Annotated in this window: 17 protein-coding genes and 1 pseudogene; 12 read left to right on the top strand and 6 right to left on the bottom strand. The window is 60.4% G+C overall.

Going from position 1 to position 21962, the window contains the following annotated elements; all coding sequences use genetic code 11:
• Nucleotides 1-242: 242 nt before the first annotated feature.
• A complete protein-coding gene (locus ACHMXK_RS15470; RefSeq protein ID WP_397441436.1) occupies nt 243-851 on the bottom strand; it encodes a YqhA family protein in 609 nt (202 codons plus the stop codon).
• 170 nt (nt 852-1021) lie between these two features.
• On the opposite strand from ACHMXK_RS15470, the pseudogene acs reads away from it, so the two are divergent.
• A pseudogene (gene acs / locus ACHMXK_RS15465) lies at nt 1022-3020 on the top strand (acetate--CoA ligase).
• A gap of 204 nt (nt 3021-3224) precedes the next feature.
• On the opposite strand, the gene ACHMXK_RS15460 reads toward acs, so the two are convergent.
• The gene (locus ACHMXK_RS15460; protein ID WP_397441435.1) at nt 3225-3539 is read right to left on the bottom strand and encodes a c-type cytochrome; all 315 of its coding nucleotides are present in this window, start codon (nt 3537-3539) and stop codon (nt 3225-3227) included.
• 119 nt (nt 3540-3658) lie between these two features.
• Here ACHMXK_RS15460 and ACHMXK_RS15455 point away from each other — a divergent pair, with 119 nt between their 5' ends.
• Nucleotides 3659-3901 (top strand): TIGR04438 family Trp-rich protein, encoded by a 243-nt coding sequence (locus ACHMXK_RS15455; protein ID WP_397441434.1) that lies wholly within the window; start codon nt 3659-3661, stop codon nt 3899-3901.
• A gap of 104 nt (nt 3902-4005) precedes the next feature.
• Here the strand turns inward: ACHMXK_RS15455 and ilvD are convergent, their stop codons facing one another.
• Nucleotides 4006-5700 carry a dihydroxy-acid dehydratase gene (gene ilvD / locus ACHMXK_RS15450; protein WP_397441433.1) on the bottom strand — a complete coding sequence of 565 codons (1695 nt, stop codon included), beginning with the start codon at nt 5698-5700 and terminating at the stop codon, nt 4006-4008.
• A gap of 100 nt (nt 5701-5800) precedes the next feature.
• Between ilvD and ACHMXK_RS15445 the strand changes: the two genes are divergently transcribed.
• From ACHMXK_RS15445 to ACHMXK_RS15420, 6 genes are all read left to right on the top strand, one after another.
• Complete coding sequence (locus ACHMXK_RS15445; protein WP_397441432.1) at nt 5801-6763, top strand: LysR family transcriptional regulator; 963 nt, start codon at nt 5801-5803, stop codon at nt 6761-6763.
• Between the two features lie 50 nt (nt 6764-6813).
• On the top strand, nt 6814-7620 hold the full coding sequence (lgt, locus tag ACHMXK_RS15440; RefSeq protein WP_397441431.1) for a prolipoprotein diacylglyceryl transferase: 807 nt from the start codon (nt 6814-6816) through the stop codon (nt 7618-7620).
• Between the two features lie 304 nt (nt 7621-7924).
• Entirely contained in the window at nt 7925-8593 is a 669-nt protein-coding gene (locus ACHMXK_RS15435; RefSeq protein ID WP_397441429.1) for a GntR family transcriptional regulator, read from the top strand.
• Between the two features lie 187 nt (nt 8594-8780).
• Nucleotides 8781-10253, top strand: coding sequence for a malonyl-CoA decarboxylase (locus tag ACHMXK_RS15430; protein ID WP_397441428.1), 1473 nt, complete (start codon nt 8781-8783; stop codon nt 10251-10253).
• 45 nt (nt 10254-10298) lie between these two features.
• Nucleotides 10299-11297: a Bug family tripartite tricarboxylate transporter substrate binding protein gene (locus ACHMXK_RS15425; protein ID WP_397441427.1), complete on the top strand. Its 999-nt coding sequence runs from the start codon at nt 10299-10301 to the stop codon at nt 11295-11297.
• A gap of 181 nt (nt 11298-11478) precedes the next feature.
• The gene (locus ACHMXK_RS15420) at nt 11479-12999 is read left to right on the top strand and encodes a malonyl-CoA synthase (RefSeq protein ID WP_397441426.1); all 1521 of its coding nucleotides are present in this window, start codon (nt 11479-11481) and stop codon (nt 12997-12999) included.
• A gap of 68 nt (nt 13000-13067) precedes the next feature.
• Here the strand turns inward: ACHMXK_RS15420 and ACHMXK_RS15415 are convergent, their stop codons facing one another.
• The 3 genes from ACHMXK_RS15415 to ACHMXK_RS15405 all read right to left on the bottom strand — a co-directional run bounded on the left by ACHMXK_RS15415 (nt 13068) and on the right by ACHMXK_RS15405 (nt 16766).
• Nucleotides 13068-13517, bottom strand: a complete 450-nt coding sequence (locus ACHMXK_RS15415) for a universal stress protein (RefSeq protein ID WP_397441425.1) — start codon at nt 13515-13517, stop codon at nt 13068-13070.
• Between the two features lie 93 nt (nt 13518-13610).
• Nucleotides 13611-15746: an acyl-CoA dehydrogenase gene (locus ACHMXK_RS15410; RefSeq protein ID WP_397441424.1), complete on the bottom strand. Its 2136-nt coding sequence runs from the start codon at nt 15744-15746 to the stop codon at nt 13611-13613.
• 72 nt (nt 15747-15818) lie between these two features.
• A complete protein-coding gene (locus ACHMXK_RS15405) occupies nt 15819-16766 on the bottom strand; it encodes a DMT family transporter (RefSeq protein WP_397441423.1) in 948 nt (315 codons plus the stop codon).
• A gap of 87 nt (nt 16767-16853) precedes the next feature.
• Here ACHMXK_RS15405 and ACHMXK_RS15400 point away from each other — a divergent pair, with 87 nt between their 5' ends.
• The 4 genes from ACHMXK_RS15400 (at nt 16854) to infC (ending at nt 21896) form a co-directional block, all read left to right on the top strand.
• Complete coding sequence (locus ACHMXK_RS15400) at nt 16854-17285, top strand: gamma-glutamylcyclotransferase (protein ID WP_397441422.1); 432 nt, start codon at nt 16854-16856, stop codon at nt 17283-17285.
• Between the two features lie 334 nt (nt 17286-17619).
• Nucleotides 17620-18939, top strand: coding sequence for an isocitrate lyase (gene aceA, locus ACHMXK_RS15395; RefSeq protein ID WP_397441421.1), 1320 nt, complete (start codon nt 17620-17622; stop codon nt 18937-18939).
• A gap of 344 nt (nt 18940-19283) precedes the next feature.
• Nucleotides 19284-21191 (top strand): threonine--tRNA ligase, encoded by a 1908-nt coding sequence (gene thrS / locus ACHMXK_RS15390; RefSeq protein ID WP_397441420.1) that lies wholly within the window; start codon nt 19284-19286, stop codon nt 21189-21191.
• Between the two features lie 87 nt (nt 21192-21278).
• The gene (gene infC, locus ACHMXK_RS15385; protein ID WP_397442537.1) at nt 21279-21896 is read left to right on the top strand and encodes a translation initiation factor IF-3; all 618 of its coding nucleotides are present in this window, start codon (nt 21279-21281) and stop codon (nt 21894-21896) included.
• Nucleotides 21897-21962 lie beyond the last annotated feature (66 nt).

Below are 21962 nucleotides of genomic sequence, written 5' to 3'. Positions count from 1 at the left end.
CCATCAAGGTGAGGGGGCTGGTCCGGCGAACGCGACGCGGCATCGGGAGGCCGGTAAACCGGCCGGTTGTCGGGCCTGGGCCCAACGAAGAGGTCTTGCACCGCGACGGGATTCTGGTTGATCCGCGAGTAGTGCAACACCAGCCAACAAAATTACTTGTTGGTTGCTTGAAGCGTTTGATTATAACTTTTGAGCATCATTTGGTCAAGTCTGGCGGGATGGCGCCAGACGAGGCTTGCGCTTCAATGGTCTCTGGCGGCTATGCCCGACATGATCTTGTCGGTGTAGGCAATGGCAAGCGCGGACAACAGGAAGGTGATGTGGATCACCGTTTGCGCAATCAGCACCTTGTCGGTGTAGTTGTCGGCATTGATGAAGGTTTTGAGCAGATGGATGGAGCTGATGCCAATGATGGCGGTGGCCAGCTTGACCTTGAGCACAGACGCGTTCACATGGCTTAACCATTCGGGCTGGTCGCGGTGCCCTTCCAGGTTCATGCGGCTGACAAAGGTTTCGTAGCCGCCCACAATCACCATGATCAACAGGTTGGAGATCATGACCACGTCAATCAGCGCCAGCACCACCAGCATGATGACGGTTTCGTTCAAGGTCGTGACCGGCACCGCGGTCTTGTAACCTATGCTGGTGACCAGGGCCTGCAGCGCCGTCTGGCTGCCGAAGACCGCCTCGATCAAATGCAGCAACTCCACCAGGAAATGAAACACGTACACACCTTGCGCGGCGATCAGTCCAACGTAGAGCGGCAGCTGCAACCAGCGGCTGGCGAAGATGAAGTTGGGAATAGGGCGCAGCGGCGAAGCTATGGGCGGAGTGATTTGGGGTTCTGACATAAAGGCGGGGGTAGTTTGGGTGGCTGCGAATTGTAGGCGTGCCGCCCGACGGGGCGTGAGGCGGCTTAAACTTGTAAGCTTCAAGCCAGTCAGTGGACTGTAAGTGCTGACTATGACATTAGCCGCATTGACATTCACCGCACCGCTACAACCCCAGGAGACAAGTCATCATGAGCGCGCCCTTATCTGCCATCGAATCCACTCTGGTTGAGAACCGGGTCTTTTTCCCGAGCCCGGCGCTGGTCAAGTCCGCTCGCATTTCGGGCATGGACGCTTACCAGGCGTTGTGTGATGAAGCCGAAAAAGACTTCGAAGGCTTCTGGGCCCGACTGGCGCGTGAAAACCTGAGCTGGAAAAAACCCTTCACCCAGACCCTGGACGAATCCAACGCGCCGTTTTACAAATGGTTTGCCGACGGCGAACTCAACGCGTCATACAACTGCCTGGACCGTCACCTGGGCACGGCGACCGAAAACAAAAAAGCCATCATTTTTGAGAGTGATGATGGTCAGGTGACCAATGTCACCTACAAAGAATTGCATACCAAGGTTTGCCAGTTTGCCAATGCGCTCAAGGCCATGGGCATCCAGAAGGGTGACCGCGTCATCATCTACATGCCGATGACGGTCGAAGGTGTGGTGGCCATGCAGGCCTGCGCGCGTATTGGCGCCACCCACTCCGTGGTGTTTGGCGGTTTTTCGGCCAAGAGTTTGCAGGAACGGATTCAGGACGCGGGTGCCGTCGCGGTGATCACCGCCAACTACCAGCTGCGCGGCGGCAAGGAGTTGCCGCTCAAGGCGATTGTGGATGAAGGTATTGGCATGGGCGGCTGCGAGTCCATCAAAAACGTCATCGTCTACCAGCGCACCGTCACGGCCTGCAACATGGTGGCCGGGCGTGACAGCCTGATGCACGAGGTTGCCGGCAGCCAGCCGGCCACCTGCGAGCCGGAGTTTGTCGGCGCCGAACACCCGCTGTTTATCCTGTACACCTCGGGCTCCACCGGCAAACCCAAAGGTGTGCAACACAGCACCGGTGGTTATTTGTTGTGGGCCAAGCTGACCATGGACTGGGCTTTTGATGTCCAGCCTTCGGACGTGTTCTGGTGTACGGCCGATATAGGCTGGGTCACAGGCCACACCTATGTCGCCTACGGCCCGCTGGCGGCCGGCGCCACCCAGGTCATTTTTGAAGGCATCCCGACCTACCCGAATGCCGGCCGTTTCTGGCAAATGATCGAAAAACACAAGGTCAGCATTTTCTACACCGCACCCACGGCGATCCGTTCGCTGATCAAGGCGGCCGAAGGTGACGAGAAGGTGCACCCGGCACGCTCCGATTTGAGCAGCCTGCGCATCCTCGGTTCGGTGGGGGGAGCCCATCAACCCCGAAGCCTGGATGTGGTACTACAAACACGTGGGCGGCGAGCGTTGCCCGGTGGTGGACACCTTCTGGCAAACCGAAACCGGCGGCCACATGATCACGCCGCTGCCGGGTGCGACGCCGCTGGTGCCCGGTAGCTGCACCTTGCCGCTGCCCGGCATCATGGCCGCCATCGTCGACGAAGTGGGCAAGGACTTGCCCAACGGCTCCGGCGGCATGCTGGTGGTCAAGCGTCCCTGGCCTTCGATGATTCGCACCATCTGGAACGACCCCGAGCGTTTCAAGAAAAGTTATTTCCCCGAAGAAATGGGCGGCAAGATTTATCTGGCCGGGGACGGCGCTGTGCGCAGCACAGACCGCGGTTATTTCCGCATCACCGGCCGTATCGACGACGTGCTCAATGTGTCCGGCCACCGCATGGGCACGATGGAAATCGAATCGGCACTGGTGTCTCATTCTGCCCTGGTGGCCGAGGCCGCGGTGGTGGGCCGGCCGGATGATTTGACGGGCGAGGCGATTGTGGCTTTTGTGGTGCTCAAACGTTCCCGGCCAACCGGCGACGAGGCCAAGGCGATTGCCAAGGAGTTGCGCGACTGGGTTGGCAAGGAAATCGGACCGATCGCCAAACCCAAGGACATCCGTTTTGGCGACAACCTGCCGAAAACCCGCAGCGGCAAAATCATGCGCCGCCTGCTGCGCGGCATTGCCAAAGGCGAAGCCATCACACAGGACACCTCGACCCTGGAAAATCCCGCCATCCTTGATCAGCTATCCGAGAACCTGTGATCAAGGGCGGCGCAAGCCGCGTCAGCGAAGCTGTGGCGGGATTGGGGGGCACTCATATCGCGAAGCGATGTGAGGTGGCCACAAAACCCCCGCCATCCTCGATCAGTTGTCGGAAAACCTGTAAGTGACCTTGCCAGGACTTTCCTGGCAAGCATAAAAAAAGCCCGTTGTAGCAACGGGCTTTTTTGTGCCGGCAGAGCGGGCTTATTTTTGCGTCAGAATCCAGGCGGCCAGTTTTTTGGCTTCGTCAGGGTTGACCTGGGCATTGGCAGGCATGGGCACGGGACCCCAGACGCCGGAGCCGCCTTTGATGATTTTGGCGGACAGTTTGTCGGCCGCGTCTTTTTGGCCTGCGTATTTGGCGGCGACATCTTTGAACGAAGGACCGACCAGTTTGGTCGCCACTGCATGGCAAGCCATGCAGTTTTTGGCCGTGGCCAATTGCAGGTCAGCCAGGGCCGGTGTGGACACCGCAACACCGGCGGCCAGGGTAGCAATTGCCAAAAATACACGTTTCATTGTTCGCCTCGTGGAAAGAGTTTTAAATTTGGATTCGGTTACAGTCAATCAACGTTATTGTAGTGGTGTGGGTTGACCCTGCTGCCAAAGGGCTTGCACCGGATCATCAGGAGTAATTCATGTTTTTTTTACTGATTGGCGTCGTCGGCCTGCTGCTGAAATATCTGGAGATCGGGCCGGTCGCCACCTGGAGCTGGTGGGTGGTGCTGGCACCGTTTGGCCTGGCGGTGCTTTGGTGGTGGTGGGCGGACAAATCCGGCTACACCGAAAAGAAAGCCATGGAAAAAATGGACAAACGCAAGCAGGACCGCATCGACAAACAGCGCAGTGCCATGGGCATGTTGTCCAAAAAGCGGAAATAAACCTCAGCATGGCAGGCGGTAAGCAGTACGCCGTGCCGCCCCATAAAAAAAGCCCGTGAGGTCTGTGACCCACGGGCTTTTGTTTTAGCGCTTGGCCAACAAGATCAATAGTCGTCGAGCACCGCGCCCTTGCTGGCGCTGGAAGCGTTGAAGGCGAACTTGGCTTGCACGCCGCGTGTGTAACGCGGTGCCGGGGCTTTCCAGCCCACTTTACGTTTGGCCAGCTCGGCGTCGCTGATGTTGAGTTGCAGCAGCAGTTCTTTCGCGTCGATGGTGATCGAGTCACCTTCGTTGATGAAAGCAATGTTGCCGCCGGCCGCCGCTTCCGGCGCGACGTGGCCCACCACCATGCCCCAGGTGCCGCCCGAGAAACGGCCGTCGGTGATCAGGCCCACACTTTCGCCCAGGCCGGCACCAATCAACGCGCCGGTGGGGGCCAACATTTCCGGCATGCCGGGTCCGCCTTCGGGGCCGAGGTAACGCAGCACCATCACATCGCCCGCCACAATCTTGCCGGCCAGGATGGCGGCCAGCGCCGATTGTTCGTCGTCGAACACACGGGCCGGGCCGGTGATGACCGGGTTTTTCAGGCCGGTGATTTTGGCGACACAGCCTTCAGGCGAGAGGTTGCCCTTGAGAATCGCCAGGTGGCCTTGTACGTACATGGGCTTGTCGATGGGGCGGATCACGTTCTGGTCGGCGCGTGGCACCTCGGGCACGTCTTTCAGCACTTCGGCAATCGTCTGGCCGGAAATCGTCAGGCAATCACCATGCAGCAGGCCGGCGGCCAGCAGGGTTTTCATGACCTGTGGAATGCCGCCAGCACGGTGCAGATCCACGGCCAGGTATTGGCCCGAAGGTTTCAGGTCGCAGAGCACGGGCGTCTTGACGCGCACACGCTCGAAATCATCAATCGTCCAGTCCACACCGGCCGCATGTGCAATCGCCAAAAAGTGCAGCACGGCATTGGTGGAGCCACCGGTCGCCATGATCACGGCCACGGCATTTTCAATTGACTTCTTGGTGACGATGTCGCGCGGTTTGATGTCTTTTTTCACCGCTTCAATCAGCACCTTGGCGGATTCTTTCGCCGAGTTCATTTTCTCGTCGTGCGGATTGGCCATGGTGCTGGAGTAGGGCAGCGAAATACCCAGGGCCTCGAAGGCGCTGGACATGGTGTTGGCCGTGTACATGCCGCCGCAACTGCCGGTGCCGGGGATGGCGCGACGTTCGATTTGCAGCAGATCTTCGTCGCTCATGCGGCCGGCGGCGTTTTCGCCCACGGCTTCAAACACGCTGACGATGTTCAGGTCTTTGCCTTTGTAAGTACCCGGCAGAATGGTGCCGCCGTAGACATAAATCGCCGGCACGTTGGCGCGCAACATGCCCATCAGGCCGCCCGGCATGTTTTTGTCGCAGCCGCCAACCACCAGCACGCCGTCCATCCACTGGCCCTGCACGCAGGTCTCGATGCAGTCCGAGATGACTTCGCGGCTGACCAGCGAATATTTCATGCCTTCGGTGCCCATGGCCATGCCATCGGAAATCGTCGGTGTGCCGAAGACCTGGGCATTGCCGCCGGCTTCTTCAATCGCGGCAATGGCGGCATCGGCCAGCTTTTGCAGGCCGCTGTTGCAGGGCGTGATGGTGCTGTGGCCGTTGGCCACGCCGATCATGGGTTTCTTGAAGTCGGCTTCTTCGTAACCCATGGCGTAATACATGGAGCGGTTGGGCGCGCGCGATTTGCCCTCGGTGATGTTTTTGCTGCGCGGGTTGAGCGTGATGGGTTTGGTTTCCATGGTGTCTCTCGTGGGGAGTGATTGGTTTGTGCAACGATTATGGGCGCTTTGACTCATTTGTCCCAATCCATTTTTTGAGCTGTATTAATATGCGTGGCATATGAGTCACCCTGCCTCAACAGCCGCCGCCCCCTGGATAGAACTGCGTTTGTGGCGCCAGTTTGTCGCGCTGGCCGAGGAGCTTCATTTTGGCCGCGCGGCGCTGCGCCTGTACATGACGCAGCCGCCGCTGACGCAGGCCATTGCGCACCTGGAGGTCTTGCTGGGATTCAAGCTGTTTGACCGCACCAAACGCAGTGTGCAGCTCACGGCGGCCGGCGCGGCGCTGCTGCCCGAGGCGCGCGACCTGCTGGCCCGGGCCCAGGCCTTGCCGGCCTATGGCCGTGCCAGTGCCGACGGCGAGGCGGGTCGCTTGCGGCTGGCCTTTGTGTCCACCGTCGGCTTTGACCTGCTGCCGCGCTGGGTCAGGGCCTTTCGCGAGCAACATCCGCGTGTGCAACTGGAGCTGATTGAAGCCACGGGGGATGTGCAGCTCCAGGCGTTTGAGCGCGGGGAGATCGATGCGGGCTTCATGTTGCACTCCCCCGGCTTTGCCCCGCCTGAATTGGCCAGCCAACGTATCTCGCATGAACAACTGGTGATGGCCGTGCCGGAGCAAAGCGAGCTGGCCGTCAAAACCGGCCTGACCTTGAAAGATTTGCTGGGCCATCCGCTGGTGATTTTTCCGCGCCGCATCGTGCCTTCGCTGTATGACGCCATCTTCGCCATGTACCACGCGGCCGGGGAGTCCCCGCGTGTGGCGCAGGAGGCGATTCAAATGCAGACCATTGTCAATCTCGTCTCCGCCGGGCTGGGCGTGGCCTGGGTGCCTGAAAGTGTGCAGCAGTTTCAGCGGCCGGGTGTGGTCTACCGCAACGTGTCTGCGCAAGCCTCGGCAGCGCCGTCACGGCGTGTGCCAAAAAATAAGGTGCCAGGCTGTGAAACCAGCCTGGTCTGGTCCGCCAAAAGCGCCAATCCTGCGCTCGCGCGTTTTATTGCTTTTATCGAGCAATCCATCCACTAGCCTCGGTCAAGCGGGGAATGGCCCACGGCGCTTGCGTGCAAAATACCGCCATGCTCATTTATCCCCACATTGATCCTGTTGCGTTGCAGCTAGGCCCGGTTGCCATTCACTGGTACGGCCTGACCTACCTGGCCGCTTTTGGCCTGTTCCTGTTTCTGGGGCTGCAGCGCCTGAAACATGAGCCTTATGTCTCGATGACGGGCACGGCCGCATGGGGCCGCAAGGACATTGAAGACATTTTGTTTTTGGGTGTGATGGGGGTGGTGATAGGCGGGCGTATCGGTTACTGCCTGTTCTACAAGCCGGGTTATTACCTGTCGCATCCGCTGGAGATTTTGGCGGTGTGGCAGGGCGGCATGAGTTTTCATGGTGGTTTGCTGGGTGTGCTGGTGTCGCAATTCTGGTTTGCCCGCAGCCGCCAGAAACCCTGGCTGCAGGTGATGGACTTGATCGCGCCTTGTGTGCCCACGGGGCTGGCGGCGGGACGTGTGGGCAACTTCATCAACGGCGAGCTGTGGGGCCGTTTCAGCAGCCCGGATTTGCCTTGGGGCATGGTGTTTCCGCAAAGCGGCTCCATGCTGCCGCGCCACCCCTCGCAGATTTACCAGTTCCTGCTGGAAGGCTTGCTGCTGTTTGTGTTGTTGTGGCTGTATGCCCGCAAGCCGCGCAAAACCGGGCAGGTGTCGGCGGCTTTCCTGGTCGGTTACGGCGTGTTCCGTTTTATCGCCGAATTTTTCCGCGAGCCGGACGACTTCCTGGGCATCCTGTCCTTGGGCATGAGCATGGGGCAGTGGTTGTGCCTGCCCATGATCGCGGCCGGTGTCTGGCTCTGGTTGTGGGCTGACAAGCGGGCCTAGCCCATGTCAGTCGGTCACTGATTGCTATCTTTTGGATAGTGATGCGTGGTCCGGCCGGAATCCGGGGTCGCAGCCATGCTGTTGGCGGGGACCCACAAACACGGGTTTTCACGGGGGAAACATGCCAGGAAAAGGCTTGTGTCCCAGTCTTGGTCTTGTTCATAATTACGCGTAATTACATAAAATTATGAGCTAGTTCAAGCCCTGCCAGTCCCTGAATTTGATTTGATGAAATAAAGCCAACCCGGTTTTGTCGGTTCGCCAGAGGTGCTGGCCCGACGGTTAACCGCCAACTCGCCACACCATGCGCCTCGTCCCCCACTCACTGCACCAGGAAGTCGCCGCTACCTTGCGGGAGAAAATTTTTGCCGGTGTGTATGCGTCCGGCAGTTTTCTTGACGAGGTGGTCTTGTGCGAGAGCCTGCAGATTTCGCGCACGCCGCTGCGTGAAGCGCTCAAGGTCCTGACGGCCGAGGGTTTGTTGCGCCACGAACCGCGACGCGGTTGTTTTGTCAATGAGGTGACCGAGCAGGACCTGGACGATATTTTCCCGGTGATCGCCCTGCTGGAAGGGCGTTGCGCTTATGAAGCGGCACGCAATGCCACCGATGCCGACCTGGCCGCGTTAACGACCTTGCACGAGCGGCTCAATAGCCATGCCCAGGCCGGGCGTATCAACGACTATTACGACACCAATTTCGCGATCCACGAAGCCATCATCACCTTGGCCAACAACCGCTGGCTGGCCATGGCAATTGCCGACCTGCGCAAAATCCTCAAGCTCGCCCGCTCGCAGCAATTGCACGCACCCGGCCGGCTGGCGCAAAGCCTGGCTGAACACATGGCGGTGTTTGCCGCCCTCAAGGCCCGCGACAGCGAAGGCGCGGACGCCGCCATGCGCACCCACCTGACCCGCCAACGCGAAGCCTTGCGCGAACTTGCCCGCAACCAGAAATCGCGGGTGCTGGCATGAGCTACCTGACGAGGGGCCCCAGCAGAAGGCTGGGGATCGGCAGAAAGCGAATGCCAGCAGGGAGCCGACACCTGAGCGTGACGCACATAGCGAAACCATCGGGAGGCGACGGCATGAGTCGACGTACTACCGGCATGAGCCGGCGCACCACCAACATCCGCCACTACCCCGCAGCAAAGGTCACACCATGAGCGCCCCCGAGTGGATCACCCGCAGCGTCTCCAAACTGCGCCCGGCCGCCAAATCAGCATCAAAAATGCCTGCAGCCCAGGTGGATAAAGCGCCAGCAGCTACAAAATCAGTAGCGAATGGCGAAGCCGCCCGCAGCACGCGCGAACGCCTCAAGGCCACCTTGCGGAAAAAAGAAGAAGCGCTGTCGCCGCGTGTCCTGCGCCGCACGCTGGAGGAGCTGAAGGCGATTGTGGATCCGCAGGTCAGCGAGGTCGAAGGCGGGCGCCGGGCCCAAGGCGTGGCCGGCTGGTACGCCAAGGCGACGCTGGAGCAGCGGCGCGACATGTGGTTGTTGATCAGCGAACAGTTTGTCGCCGATACGCACAAAGTCCAGCTGGCGCAGGCGCAATTGGCCGCCGCCGTGGGCACGCCCGACGAAGCCGTCGCCGAGGTGCGGTATCGCCGCGCCACGGTGTCGCCGCGCCGGCGTTTGCTGCAGCGTTTCAGTGCCTTTCCCGAAGGGTTCCGTTTCCTGGTGGACATGCGGGCCGACATGTTGCCGCATCTGAAAGCGGACAAACGCTTGCAGGCGCTGGACGTCGAGATGGAGTACATGTTCTCGACCTGGTTTGACGTGGGTTTTCTGGACCTGCGCCGTATCAGCTGGGATTCGCCCGCATCGTTGATCGAGAAGTTGATCAAGTACGAGGCGGTACACGACATCAAGAGCTGGTCCGATGTGAAAAACCGGCTCGACAGCGACCGCCGCTGTTATGGTTTTTTCCATCCACGCATGCCGGATGAGCCGCTGATTTTTGTCGAAGTGGCCTTCACCGACGGGATGGCCGATGACATCATGCCGCTGCTGGATGAGTCGGCCGCGCCGGCGGATTTGAAAAAAGCCACGACCGCGATTTTTTACTCCATCAGCAACACGCAGACCGGCTTGCGCGGCGTGAGTTTTGGCGACTCGCTGATCAAACGCGTGGTCGAAACACTGAACGTGGAATTTCCCCGGCTCAAACATTTTGCGACCCTTTCGCCCATCCCCGGCTTTCGCCCCTGGCTGGTGAAAAATGCGGGCGCGATGCTGGACAAACTCGACGACAAGGAACGTGGTTTGCTGGGCCGGGCTCTGGGGGCAACGCCGCCCACCGCGCAGCAGGTGCTGGCCGCCGCGGACGATGCGTTGGCGCTGAACGAGAAGTCGCCGCTGCGCCGTCTGCTGCTGCGCTGCGCGGCCCACTACCTGGGCCGCGAGCTGGACGGCGGCCGGCCGCTGGACCCGGTGGCGCGTTTTCACCTGGGCAATGGCGCACGTGTGGAACGACTGAATTGGGGTGGCGACCCGTCGCCCAAGGGCCTGAAGCAGTCTTATGGCCTGATGGTCAATTACCTCTACGACCTTAAGCGTCTGGACAAACACCGGGCGCTGCTGGCGCAGGGGAAAATCCCCGTGGCGGGCGCCATCGAGGATTTGTACATTTGAACGTGAACATTTGTTTTTTTGATTCAACAACAACAGGAGACAGACATGACATCGAGTTTTGAGATCAAGCCATCGCGGCGGGATGTGCTGCGTGTGGCGGCCGCCGGCGCGGCGGTGTTTTCCACGGGCAGCTACGCCCAATCGGGCTGGCCCACCAAACCGGTGAGCATGATCGTGCCTTTCCCCGCAGGCGGCGGCACCGATGCTTTTGCGCGCCCCATGTCGGCGCAGTTTGCACGCCTGACCGGCAAACAACTGGTGATCGACAACCGCGGCGGCGCGGGCGGCACCTTGGGCGCCGGCATTGCCTCGCGTGCGCAGCCTGACGGCTACACCTTGTTCATGGGGGCGGTACACCACACCATCGCGCCCAGCATGTACCCCAAGCTCGACTACGACCTCGAACGCGACCTGGTGCCGCTGATCCTGGTGGCCAGCGTGCCGCAGGTGGTGGTGGTGAATCCGAAAAACATCACGACGCCGGACTTCAAGTCTTTCCTCGAACTGGTGCGCAAGAACCCGGGCAAATACAACTACGGCTCGGCCGGCACCGGCACCTCGCACCACCTGGCCGGCGAGTTGTTCAAGCAGCAGAGTAAAACGTTTATCACCCACATTCCCTATACCGGCGCCGGCCCGGCCTTGCGCGACCTGGTCGGCGGCCAGGTGGACATGATGTTTGACGGCCTCGGATCGTCGGCCACCCACATCAAGAGTGGCCGCGTCAAGGCGCTGATGGTCTCGGGCAACAAACGCAACGCGGCTTTCCCCGACGTGCCTTGTGCCGCCGAGGTTGGCATGCCCGACTACACCGTGACCACCTGGTACGGCGTGTGGGCGCCCAAGGGCACACCGGCCGATGCCCAGGCGCGCGCGATCGAAGAGATCCGCAAGGCCTGCAGCACCGACGAAGCCAAGGCCGTCTGGGCCGGGCAGGGCGCAGAGTTTGCCAACCTGGCCGGTCCGCAATTCGGCAGCTTCATCAACGCGGAGATCAAAAAATGGACCCAGGTGGTGAAAGCCTCGGGTGCCAAGCTGGACTGAGCGCTGCGCCCCATCCGTCCACCGGGCTGAGTCAAGAGTCTTTCAGGGCTCCAGCCCAGAAAGGACGGGCGCCATCAGCTATGAATAACATAGCGAATGGCGCGGCCTGAAGAGAACGTTTTCCGCCGTGGCGAGTACCACGCTTGTTTTTGCTTTCCTTGATTTTCCTATTCACGAGCTCATGAAAAACCACAACCTGTTTGCCGCCCTGCGTGCGGCGTTCCCCCAAGACCTCGACAGCGTGGCGGTCGAAACCGACAACGGGCTGGCCTACTCCTGGCGCGATCTGGAGCGCGGCACGGCCATGCTGGCCAACCTGCTGAAATCGCTGCAATTGCCCGAGGGCGCACGCGTGGCCGTGCAGGTGGAAAAATCGGTCGAGGCCATGATGTTGTACCTGGCCACCCTGCGCGCCGGTTATGTGTTTTTGCCGCTGAACACCGCCTACCAAAGCGCCGAGATCGAATATTTCATCGGCAACGCCGAGCCCGCCGTGGTGGTGTGTAGCGGCAAGAACTTCGGCTGGGTCAGCAAGATTGCTTTCAAGGCCGGCACACAAAACGTGTTCACGCTGGACGAGGACCGCACGGGTTCGCTGCTGGACCGCGCCGCGCATTGCAGCGACAAACACGAGGTGGTGCAGCGCCAGCCTGACGATCTGGCGGCGATTCTCTACACCAGCGGTACCACGGGTCGCAGCAAGGGTGCGATGCTGTCGCACGGCAACATGCTGAGCAACGCGCTGGTGCTCAAGGATTATTGGGGCTGGCAAGCTGGCGACGTGTTGATTCACGCGCTGCCCATCTTCCACGTGCACGGTTTGTTTGTGGCCATCCATGGCGCGTTGATCAACGGCAGCAAGATGATCTGGTTGTCCAGGTTCGACCCCAAGCTGGTGGTGCGCAAGTTGCCCGAGGCCACGGTGTTCATGGGTGTGCCCACCTTGTACGTGCGCCTGCTGGCCGAGCCGGGCCTGACCCGTGAGGCCTGCCGCAACATGCGCCTGTTTGTGGCGGGTTCCGCGCCGCTGCTGATCGAGACCTTCACCGAGTGGCAAAACCGCACCGGCCACACCATCCTGGAGCGTTACGGCATGTCCGAAACCGCCATGTTGACCTCCAACCCCTATGCGGGTGACGAACGGCGTGGCGGCACGGTAGGTTTTCCCCTGCCCGGTGTCAGCCTGCGGGTGCGGGACGAGGGTGGCCAGGTGTTGCCGGCCGGTGAGATTGGTGGCATCGAGGTGCAGGGGCCGAATGTGTTCCAGGGTTACTGGCGCATGCCGGAAAAAACCAAGGAAGAGTTCACGGCCGATGGTTTTTTCAAAACCGGCGACGTCGGCAAAATCGACGAGCGCGGTTACGTGGTGATTGTCGGACGCAGCAAGGACCTGATCATCAGCGGCGGCTACAACGTCTACCCGGCCGAGATCGAGGCCTACATCAACGACTTGCCGGGTGTCGCCGAAAGCGCGGTGGTCGGTGTGCCGCACCCGGATTTCGGCGAGGTCGGCGTGGCCATTGTGGTGGCCAGGCCAGGCAGCATACTGGACACGGAACAGATTCTGGCCGAGCTGAAGGCCCGGTTGGCCAACTTCAAGATCCCCAAACGCTGTTTCAGCATCAGCGACCTGCCGCGCAACACCATGGGCAAGGTGCAGAAAAACATCTTGCGCGAGCAACACAAAGCCCTGTTCACCTGAAACGATAGCCTCAATTGCTATCGATTCAGGAGCTGCTTGTGACCGAGATGCAAGGGCTGGCGGCCGATTTACCTTAAGACCAGCACCGGAATATGCGAATGTGTGAGCACGTGGGTGGTCTCGCTGCCCATCAAAACCCGCTTGAGGCCACGGCGACCGTGTGAGGCCATCACGATCAAATCACAGTTGTGTTTTTTGGCCATGGCGATGATGGACTCGGCGATCAGGTCCGATGTCTTGGTGATGGCCTTGGCCTTGACCCCTTTGGCCTCCGCGCTGGCCTTGACTTCCTCCACCACGGCCAGCGCTGCGTCTGCCCATTGCTTTTCGGTGGCGGCGATATCTTGATTGTTGGCGGACAAGGACTTGCTGCCTTCGAAATAACTCACCGGATAGCGTGGTATCACCTTCAGCGCGACGACCTGAGCGCCTGCAAGCGCCGCCAGTTCGATGCCGCTGTCAACCGCCATGCGCGAAAGGTCTGAGCCATCGGTTGCAATAAGAATGCGTTGGTACATGGCCTGTCTCCGTTGGAGTGGAAGGGCTCTTCACTTTAAACCTATGTCGGGCTTTGCGCGACCCCTTTATCGATCGTCAACAGGCTCTTGGCCTCAGGGCGCAAAGTCATCGACCTGGATCACGCGGTTTGCCGCGCGCAGGTAGGCCAGCGACAGTGCAGGGTTGGCCGTGTTGAGCGCCGCTTCCTCGAAGGAGCGGGTGCGGCGCACCAGCTTGTTCAGTGCGGTGGTTTGCTCGCCGAGTTGCGCAGATAAGGCCAGTGCCTGCATCAGATCCAGCAGGCCGCCTTGTTTCGGTGTGCTGACGTCCGGGCAGAGGCGGGCCAGCAGCTTAGGGTGGCTGCGCAACAAGCGGGCCAGTTCCAGCCGTTGCGCGTCGCGCAGCGGGGCCAACTGGGCCGTGCGGCTCAGGACCAGGGCGCCCACCAGGCGGTGGCCGGGCGCGGGAAGGTTGGCGTACAAGTCACGCAACACCTCTTCGGCCGCATCGAGCTGCACCCGCAGCGCAGCGCGTGTGAAGGACAACATCTCGCTGTCGGCGTCGGCCGTGTAGCGCCAGAGGCAGGCGCTGGCCATGTAGAGATGGGCCAGGCAGTCGCCCAGCCGGGCCGACAACAGCTCCATGCGTTTGAGCTTGCCACCCAGCAGGCCCATGGCCAGGTCGCAGGTCAGCGCGTATTTGGCGCTCAGGCGCGCAAGCAGGCGGGCCTCTGCGCGCAAGACCTCGGGCGGTGTGCCTATCAGGGGCGCGCCGAACAGGCTGTGCCAGAAATTGCGCGCGGCATGGCCGGCATGGCCCAGCAACGCATGCCCCAGCGCTTCTGCATCGCGTTGTGCAACCGCCTGCATTTCCTGCATGACGAAGGGGTGGCAACGCACGGCGCCCTGACCAAAAATAATCAGCGAGCGGGTCAGGATGTTGGCGCCTTCGACCGTGATGGCAATCGGCATGTGGCGGTAGGCCGAGGCCAGCAAATTGGAGGGGCCGTTGATGATGCCTTTGCCGCCCAGGATGTCCATGGCATGGTTGACAGCGCGGCGCCCGGCCTCGGTCAACTGCACCTTCAGGATGGCGCTGGCCACGCTGGGTTGTTCACCCTTGTCCAGTGCGGCGGCGGTGTAGCGACGTGCGGCGTCGGTGGCATACAGCTCGGCCGCCATGCCGGCGATGATGCCCGCAATCGCGTCAAAGCGGCCTATGGGCAGGCCGAACTGTTCGCGCACCTGGCCGTAGCCGTTGGCGACAAACAACGCGGCCTGCTGGGTCGCCGCGCCCAGGGCCGGCAGCGAAATCGCGCGCCCCGCGGCCAGGCATTCCATGAGCATGCGCCAGCCCTGGCCAACCTGCGCTTCGCCGCCTATCAGCCAGTCCATGGGCACAAACACCTCCTGGCCTTCGATGGGTCCGTTCATGAAAGCGCTGTCCATGGGCCGGTGGCGCCGGCCGATTTGCATGCCGGCTTGCGGCACGGGAATCAGGGCGCAGGTGATGCCCAGTTCGCGCTGGCCTTCGGGCCGGCTGTTGTCGATGGCCTGGAAGGCGAGGCCGACCACCGTGGCCACAGGCGCCAGCGTGATGTAGCGCTTGGAAAAAGTGATACTGAAACCGCGCACCCGCTGGCCGTCAATCTCGCGATCGGTCAACACGCCGCGGTCGGGGATGGACGCCGCGTCGGAGCCCGCATACGGCGCGGTCAAACCAAAGCAGGGCAACTCGTGCCCGTCGGCCAGGCGGGGCAGGTAGTGCTGCTTTTGGGCCTCAGTGCCGTAACGCAGCAGCAACTCGGCGGGCCCCAGAGAATTGGGCACCATGACGGTCACCGCGGCCGGCACACAGACGGTGGCGATGCGGGTGACCACGGCGGCATGCGCCTGGTGGCCGAAACCCAGGCCGCCCCAAACCTCTGGAATGATCATGCCGAAAAAGCGTTTCTCACGCATGAATTGCCAGACCTCGGGCGGCAGGTCGTGGGCCTCGTCGATGGCAAAGTCGTCCAGCATCGCGCAAAGGGTCGTCACTTCGTTGTCGAGAAAGGCCTGCTCCTGTGCCGTGATGACACCGGGCCCCATGCCTATCAAGCGGTCAAAGTCCGGCCGCCCGGCAAACAGCTGGCCCTCGAAACCGACGCTGCCGGCCTCCAGTGCCGCGCGTTCGGTGTCGCCCATGGTTGGCAGCGCTTTGGAAAAGGGTGCCATGGCCACACGCCCCAGCAGTTTTGCAAATCCCATCACTTGTCTCCTGTAGTGCGTGGGATTCAGTCTGAGGCCTGGGCTGCGCCAGGTCTGTAGGCGCCAGGGCCGTCAGGAGGGCGGCGATATTCGAACACCTGCGGCCGGTGCCCGTTGCGGCAAGGTCGCGAGTACCACACCTGCCAGCGCCAAGGCGAAGGCGGCCATCTGCAGGCCGCCCAGTGTTTCACCCAACACGGCGACACCTACCGCCGCCGCGCTGATGGGCAGCATGACCGTGAAGACGCCGGCCTGGCTGGCCGGCAGGTTTTTCAGGCCGGTCATCCACAGCCACACGGTCCAGACGCTGGCGGCCAGCGCGTAAAACAGCAGCAGCCACCACATGGCCGGCGCAACGGCGCCAAAGTCAAAACGCCAGGCCAGCCACAGCCCCATAGGCGTGACCAGCACAAAACCCCAGAGGTTGATCAACGCCGTGATGCGTTTGGGGCCAAGCGCACCTGTGAGTTTTTTGCCGATCACCGCATACGCGGCTTCGCACAAGACGGCGCCGACCAGCAGCAAATTACCCAGCCAGGCTGTGTTGGATGCCAAATCGGCCTCCAGCCCAGAAGAGCCGGGCGCAATCAGCTCTGTTTTTGATAGCGACACCAGCATGATGCCCAGCACCGCGCAGGCCACGGCCAGCCAGACGCGGGGCCGGATCTGTTCGCGCAGAAAAAGCCAGCTCAGCACCGCCACCGCGGCCGGGATGGCCGCCATGATGACACCGGCCGCCACGGCGCTGCTCAGGCTCACACCAAACAACATACAAATCGAAAACAGGAAGTTGCCAAGAAACGATTCCAGGAACACCAGTTGTTTGGTTTGCCGCGTCATGGCGACTTCGCCGGCCGGTTTTTTCAGCCAGTGCAGCATGGCCATCCCGCCAATGCCAAAACGCAGCCAGGCCAACAAGAAGACCGGAAAAATCGCGACCAGCGGTTTGGACAGCGCCACATAACTGCCCACCAGGGACATGCTGAGCGCCAAGCAGGCGTAGGCCACAATCCGGTTCATGAAGTTTGCTTTTCTTTCTGGGTGGGTGAGGGCAAGGGGCCGTCTGCAACAGGCCGCGGGTGCTGCCCGAAATCATGCCTCAATTCCATGAGTGATCCGAGCACGACGGCGCCCAGTCGCTTTGTTTTTGTCTACGGCACCTTGCGTCGGGGCGATGTGCGCGACATCACACGCCTGTCTCCCGCACCGCGCTTTGTCGGCCTGGCCAGTGTGCCGGGGGTGCTGTATCACCTCGGGCGCTATCCGGGCGTGATTCTGGGCGGGGCTGGCCATGTGTTGGGTGAGGTCTACGCCATCAGCCCCGCGCTGGAGTACCAGCTCGACATCATCGAGGGCGTTTTACCGCAGGCCAACGGCGAATATTTCAAGCGGGAGGTGCTTGTGTCGCTGCGTGATGGCAGCTCGCCCGACACCTTGACCTGTCTCATGTACGAAATCAACCCGGCACACACGGTTGGCCGGCCGGTGATTGCCAGTGGCAACTGGCTGTTAGGCCGCGACCTTTTCTCCAGCGAATAAACCCTTGGCGACTCGGGCTGGCCGGGCCGAACGCTTGGGTGAGCGAGCGCAGGATGCGCTCTATTTCATCATTCGATAAATGCTTTTCATATTAAGAAATATGAAAATGCTGCGCCGCGGAATTATTTCTCAATATGAGAAAGTGATTCCTGCATTGTAAAAATTTAGATGAATAGCGTTGATTTCATTGAAGATAATTTTTGTCTTATATAAGACATAAGAGCTTACAAAAGTCTTGTAGAAGACTTAAAGTGGAGGCCAGAGCAAGACGCCAAGACACTTCCCAGTGCACAGCGGTTTGTCCCCTCTTTTTTTCAACCTCTGGAGTGACCTCATGCCGCAGACCCTCACCGAACAACTGAGCCGCGAACAGCAAATTTCCGCCCTCGAAAAAGATTGGGCCACCAATCCCCGCTGGAAAGGCATCAAGCGCGGCTACAGCGCGGCCGACGTGGTGCGCCTGCGCGGTTCCTTCCCGATCGAACACACGCTGGCCCGCCGCGGTGCCGAGAAGTTGTGGGACCTCCTGCACAACGAGCCTTACGTCAACTGCCTCGGTGCATTGACCGGTGGCCAGGCCATGCAGCAGGTCAAGGCCGGCGTGAAGGCCATCTATCTGTCGGGCTGGCAGGTTGCCGCGGACAACAACAGCTACTCGGCCATGTACCCGGACCAGTCGCTGTACCCGGTGGACTCGGTGCCCAAGGTGGTTGAAACCATCAACAACACCTTCCGTCGTGCCGACGAGATCCAGCACTCCAAAGGCATTGATGCCGGCGACAAGGACTACATCGACTACTTCGCGCCCATCGTGGCCGATGCCGAAGCCGGTTTTGGCGGCGTGCTCAACGCGTTTGAACTGATGAAGGCCATGATCAAGTCCGGCGCGGGTGGCGTGCACTGGGAAGACCAGCTCGCCTCGGTCAAGAAGTGCGGCCACATGGGCGGCAAGGTCTTGTTGCCAACCCGCGAGTCCTGCCAGAAGCTGATTGCCGCACGTATGGCGGCCGACGTTTGCGGCGTGCCTACCCTGGTGATTGCCCGCACCGATGCCGAAGCCGCCGATCTGCTGACCTCTGACTACGACGAGACCGACAAACCTTTCCTGACCGGTGAACGCACGGCCGAAGGTTTCTACAAGACCCGCAAAGGTCTGGACCAGGCCGTGTCGCGTGCCAATGCCTATGCACATTACGCCGACCTGGTGTGGTGCGAAACCGGCACGCCCGACCTGGACTTCGCCAGGAAGTTTGCCGAAGCCGTGCACAAGGTTCATCCCGGCAAGATGCTGGCCTACAACTGCTCGCCGTCCTTCAACTGGAAGAAAAACCTGGACGATGCGACCATCGCCAAGTTCCAGCGCGAACTCGGCGCCATGGGTTACAAGTACCAGTTCATCACGCTCGCCGGCATCCATTCCATGTGGTACAACATGTACGACCTGTCGCAAGACTACGTCAAGCGCGGCATGACGGCTTACATCGAGAAGGTGCAAGAGCCCGAGTTCGCCGCCCGTGACCGCGGCTACACCTTTGTGTCGCACCAGCAGGAAGTGGGCACCGGTTATTTCGACGAAGTCACCACCGCGATCCAGGGCGGCAAGTCCAGCGTGACGGCGCTGACCGGTTCGACCGAAGAAGAGCAGTTCCACTGAATCGCGCACTGATCTGAGCGCAAGCGGCCCGCCTCCGGGTGGCCGCCAGGCCCGGCCGAAGCCCCCAGCTTCTCCGGGCCTTTTTCTTGGGTCGACCGCAGAATGTTGGCTTGGCCCCAAGCTGCCGTAAAATAAGGTCATGCAATCAATCAAGCTGGAAACAGGAAGGATCGCGCGGGTTATGACACCGCGAACGACGACCACGCCTCCAGTTTGGAGCCACCCAGGGCGCTAGCCGCATCCCCAGGTGATTTGTAGCTACCTAATTAATAGCGAACCTCCAACCCAATCCTCTTCAAGCGCGGCAGTTTCCGCGCTTTTTTCATTTTTACGGCCTGCCCATCATGATCAAAATTACGCTGCCAGACGCCTCGATTCGTGAATTCCCCCAGCCTGTGACCGTGGCCGACGTGGCCGCCTCGATAGGTGCCGGCCTGGCCAAAGCGGCGCTGGCCGGAAAAGTCAATGGCCAGGTGGTGGACACCAGCTACCTCATCAGCAGCGACAGTCCGCTGGCCATCATCACGGCCAAGGATGCCGAAGGCCTGGACGTGATCCGCCACTCGACCGCCCACTTGCTGGCATATGCGGTCAAGGAGTTGTTTCCGGAGGCGCAGGTCACGATTGGTCCGGTGATTGAAAACGGCTTTTTCTACGATTTCTCCTACAAACGTCCCTTCACACCGGAAGACCTGACGGCAATCGAGAAAAAGATGGTCGAGCTGGCCTCCAAGGACGAGCCGGTGACACGCCGCGTGTTGCCGCGTGATGAAGCCGTGGCTTATTTCAAGGAGTTGGGCGAGCATTACAAGGCCGAGATCATCGCCAGCATTCCGGCGAATGAAGACGTCTCGCTGTACCGCGAAGGCAAGTTTGAAGATTTGTGCCGCGGCCCGCACGTGCCCAGCACCGGTAAGCTGAAGTTTTTCAAACTCATGAAACTGGCCGGCGCGTACTGGCGCGGCGATCACAACAATGAAATGTTGCAGCGTATCTACGGCACGGCCTGGGCCACCAAGGACGAGTTGCAGCAGTACCTGACCTTGCTCGAAGAAGCAGAAAAACGCGACCACCGCAAGCTGGGCCGCGAGCTGGATTTGTTCCACATCGACGAACACGCGCCGGGTCTGGTGTTCTGGCATCCCAAGGGCTGGACCGTGTGGCAAGGCGTTGAGCAATACATGCGCAAGGTCTACCAGGACAACGGCTACCAGGAAGTCAAGGGCCCGCAAATCATCGACAAGTCGCTGTGGGAAAAAACCGGCCACTGGGACAAGTACCGCGAAAACATGTTCACGACCGAATCGGAAAAACGTGAATACGCACTCAAGCCGATGAACTGCCCCGGCCATATCCTGATCTTCAAGCAAGGCATCAAGAGTTACCGCGACCTGCCACTGCGTTACGGCGAGTTCGGCCAGTGCCACCGCAACGAGCCTACCGGCGGCCTGCACGGCATCATGCGTGTGCGTGGCTTCACGCAGGACGACGGCCATATTTTCTGTACCGAAGAACAAATCCTCAAGGAGTGTGTCGACTACACCACCTTGCTGCAAAAGGTCTACACCGACTTCGGTTTCAAAAACATCATCTACAAGGTGGCCACACGGCCCGACGCGCGTATCGGCTCCGACGAAAGCTGGGACAAGGCCGAACACGCATTGATCGAAAGCCTGCGCGCTTCCGGCTGCGAGTACGAAATCTCCCCGGGCGAAGGTGCGTTTTACGGCCCGAAGATCGAATACACCTTGAAGGATGCGATTGGCCGTCAGTGGCAGTGCGGCACCATCCAGGTGGACTTCTCCATGCCCGAGCGCCTGGATGCAGAATATGTGGGTGAAGACGGTGCCCGCCATCGCCCCGTGATGCTGCACCGTGCCATCGTCGGCAGCCTGGAGCGTTTCATCGGCATCCTGATCGAGGAACACGCCGGCGCACTGCCCACCTGGCTGGCGCCAGTGCAGGTTTCTGTGCTCAATATCACGGATGCACAGGCTGATTACTGTCGTGAAATAGCTAAAACGCTGCAGAATCAAGGGCTTAGGGTCAACCTAGATCTGCGCAATGAGAAAATAACGTATAAAATACGGGAGCATTCAATGCAAAAGCTGCCTTACATCCTTGTCGTGGGCGACAAAGAGAAGGAAGCTGGCGCGGTTGCAGTGCGTGCCCGGGGTAACAAAGACCTTGGCGTCATGTCCCTCGAAGCTTTTGCCCAAACGATTGCTTCCGACATTACCCAGAAAGCCTGATTTTTAACTGTTTTGTTAATGATTTTGGTCTGTCGTCCTTGCTGGACGGGTGCAAGCAGCTATAGCTTTTATAGCAAGTGTTAAAGGATAACAGCCATCGCTACTGAATTTCGTGACCGCCGTCACCGTGAAGAACGCAAGCACCGCTTGAACCGTGAAATCATGGCCCCTGAAGTGCGCCTGACAGGGCCGGACAATGAGCCTTTGGGCGTTGTCAGCATCATGGAGGCCTTGCGCCTTGCTGGTGAGGCGGACGTTGACCTTGTCGAGATCTCGCCAACGGCGGTGCCGCCGGTGTGTCGTCTCATGGACTATGGCAAGTTCAAATACGCCGAGCAGAAAAAAGCGGCTGAAGCGAAATCCAAGCAAAAAGTGATCGAGGTCAAGGAAATCAAGTTCCGGCCCGGCACCGACGATGGTGACTACAACATCAAATTGCGCAATATCAAGCGCTTTTTGGAAGAGGGCGACAAGTGCAAGATTACCTTGCGTTTTCGCGGTCGCGAAATCACGCACCAGGAACTGGGCTTGGCCCTGCTGGCGCGTATCCGTGACGAGTTGGCTGATTTGATTGTGGTTGAGCAGTTCCCCAAGCTCGAAGGTCGGCAGATGGTCATGATGATCGCGCCGGGCAAGAAGAAGGTGGCTGCCAAGCCAGCAGCGGCGCCGGTGGAAGCGGCGCCGGCAACATCGACAAACGCCTGACGGCGCTTGTCACGAATGAAGAGTTCAACCTGTCGGTGATTCACCGGCAGGTTTTTCAAAGGGAGC

This window comes from Polaromonas sp. UC242_47, from assembly GCF_044452385.1.
Lineage (GTDB): Bacteria > Pseudomonadota > Gammaproteobacteria > Burkholderiales > Burkholderiaceae_C > Polaromonas.
Note: the sequence above shows the minus strand (reverse complement) of the source record. Positions and strands in the feature narration are given on the sequence as shown.

Excerpts from the sequence above, each read along its gene's own strand:
- ACHMXK_RS15470 (WP_397441436.1), bottom strand. The coding sequence starts at position 851 with ATGTCAGAACCCCAAATCACTCCGCCCATAGCTTCGCCGCTGCGCCCT.
- ACHMXK_RS15460 (WP_397441435.1), bottom strand. The coding sequence starts at position 3,539 with ATGAAACGTGTATTTTTGGCAATTGCTACCCTGGCCGCCGGTGTTGCG.
- ACHMXK_RS15430 (WP_397441428.1), top strand. The coding sequence starts at position 8,781 with ATGAGCGCCCCCGAGTGGATCACCCGCAGCGTCTCCAAACTGCGCCCG.
- ACHMXK_RS15405 (WP_397441423.1), bottom strand. The coding sequence starts at position 16,766 with ATGAACCGGATTGTGGCCTACGCCTGCTTGGCGCTCAGCATGTCCCTG.
- ACHMXK_RS15415 (WP_397441425.1), bottom strand. The coding sequence starts at position 13,517 with ATGTACCAACGCATTCTTATTGCAACCGATGGCTCAGACCTTTCGCGC.
- ACHMXK_RS15400 (WP_397441422.1), top strand. The coding sequence starts at position 16,854 with ATGAGTGATCCGAGCACGACGGCGCCCAGTCGCTTTGTTTTTGTCTAC.
- ACHMXK_RS15455 (WP_397441434.1), top strand. The coding sequence starts at position 3,659 with ATGTTTTTTTTACTGATTGGCGTCGTCGGCCTGCTGCTGAAATATCTG.
- ACHMXK_RS15435 (WP_397441429.1), top strand. The coding sequence starts at position 7,925 with ATGCGCCTCGTCCCCCACTCACTGCACCAGGAAGTCGCCGCTACCTTG.
- ACHMXK_RS15420 (WP_397441426.1), top strand. The coding sequence starts at position 11,479 with ATGAAAAACCACAACCTGTTTGCCGCCCTGCGTGCGGCGTTCCCCCAA.
- lgt (WP_397441431.1), top strand. The coding sequence starts at position 6,814 with ATGCTCATTTATCCCCACATTGATCCTGTTGCGTTGCAGCTAGGCCCG.
- aceA (WP_397441421.1), top strand. The coding sequence starts at position 17,620 with ATGCCGCAGACCCTCACCGAACAACTGAGCCGCGAACAGCAAATTTCC.
- ACHMXK_RS15425 (WP_397441427.1), top strand. The coding sequence starts at position 10,299 with ATGACATCGAGTTTTGAGATCAAGCCATCGCGGCGGGATGTGCTGCGT.
- thrS (WP_397441420.1), top strand. The coding sequence starts at position 19,284 with ATGATCAAAATTACGCTGCCAGACGCCTCGATTCGTGAATTCCCCCAG.
- ACHMXK_RS15445 (WP_397441432.1), top strand. The coding sequence starts at position 5,801 with ATGAGTCACCCTGCCTCAACAGCCGCCGCCCCCTGGATAGAACTGCGT.
- ACHMXK_RS15410 (WP_397441424.1), bottom strand. The coding sequence starts at position 15,746 with ATGGGATTTGCAAAACTGCTGGGGCGTGTGGCCATGGCACCCTTTTCC.
- ilvD (WP_397441433.1), bottom strand. The coding sequence starts at position 5,700 with ATGGAAACCAAACCCATCACGCTCAACCCGCGCAGCAAAAACATCACC.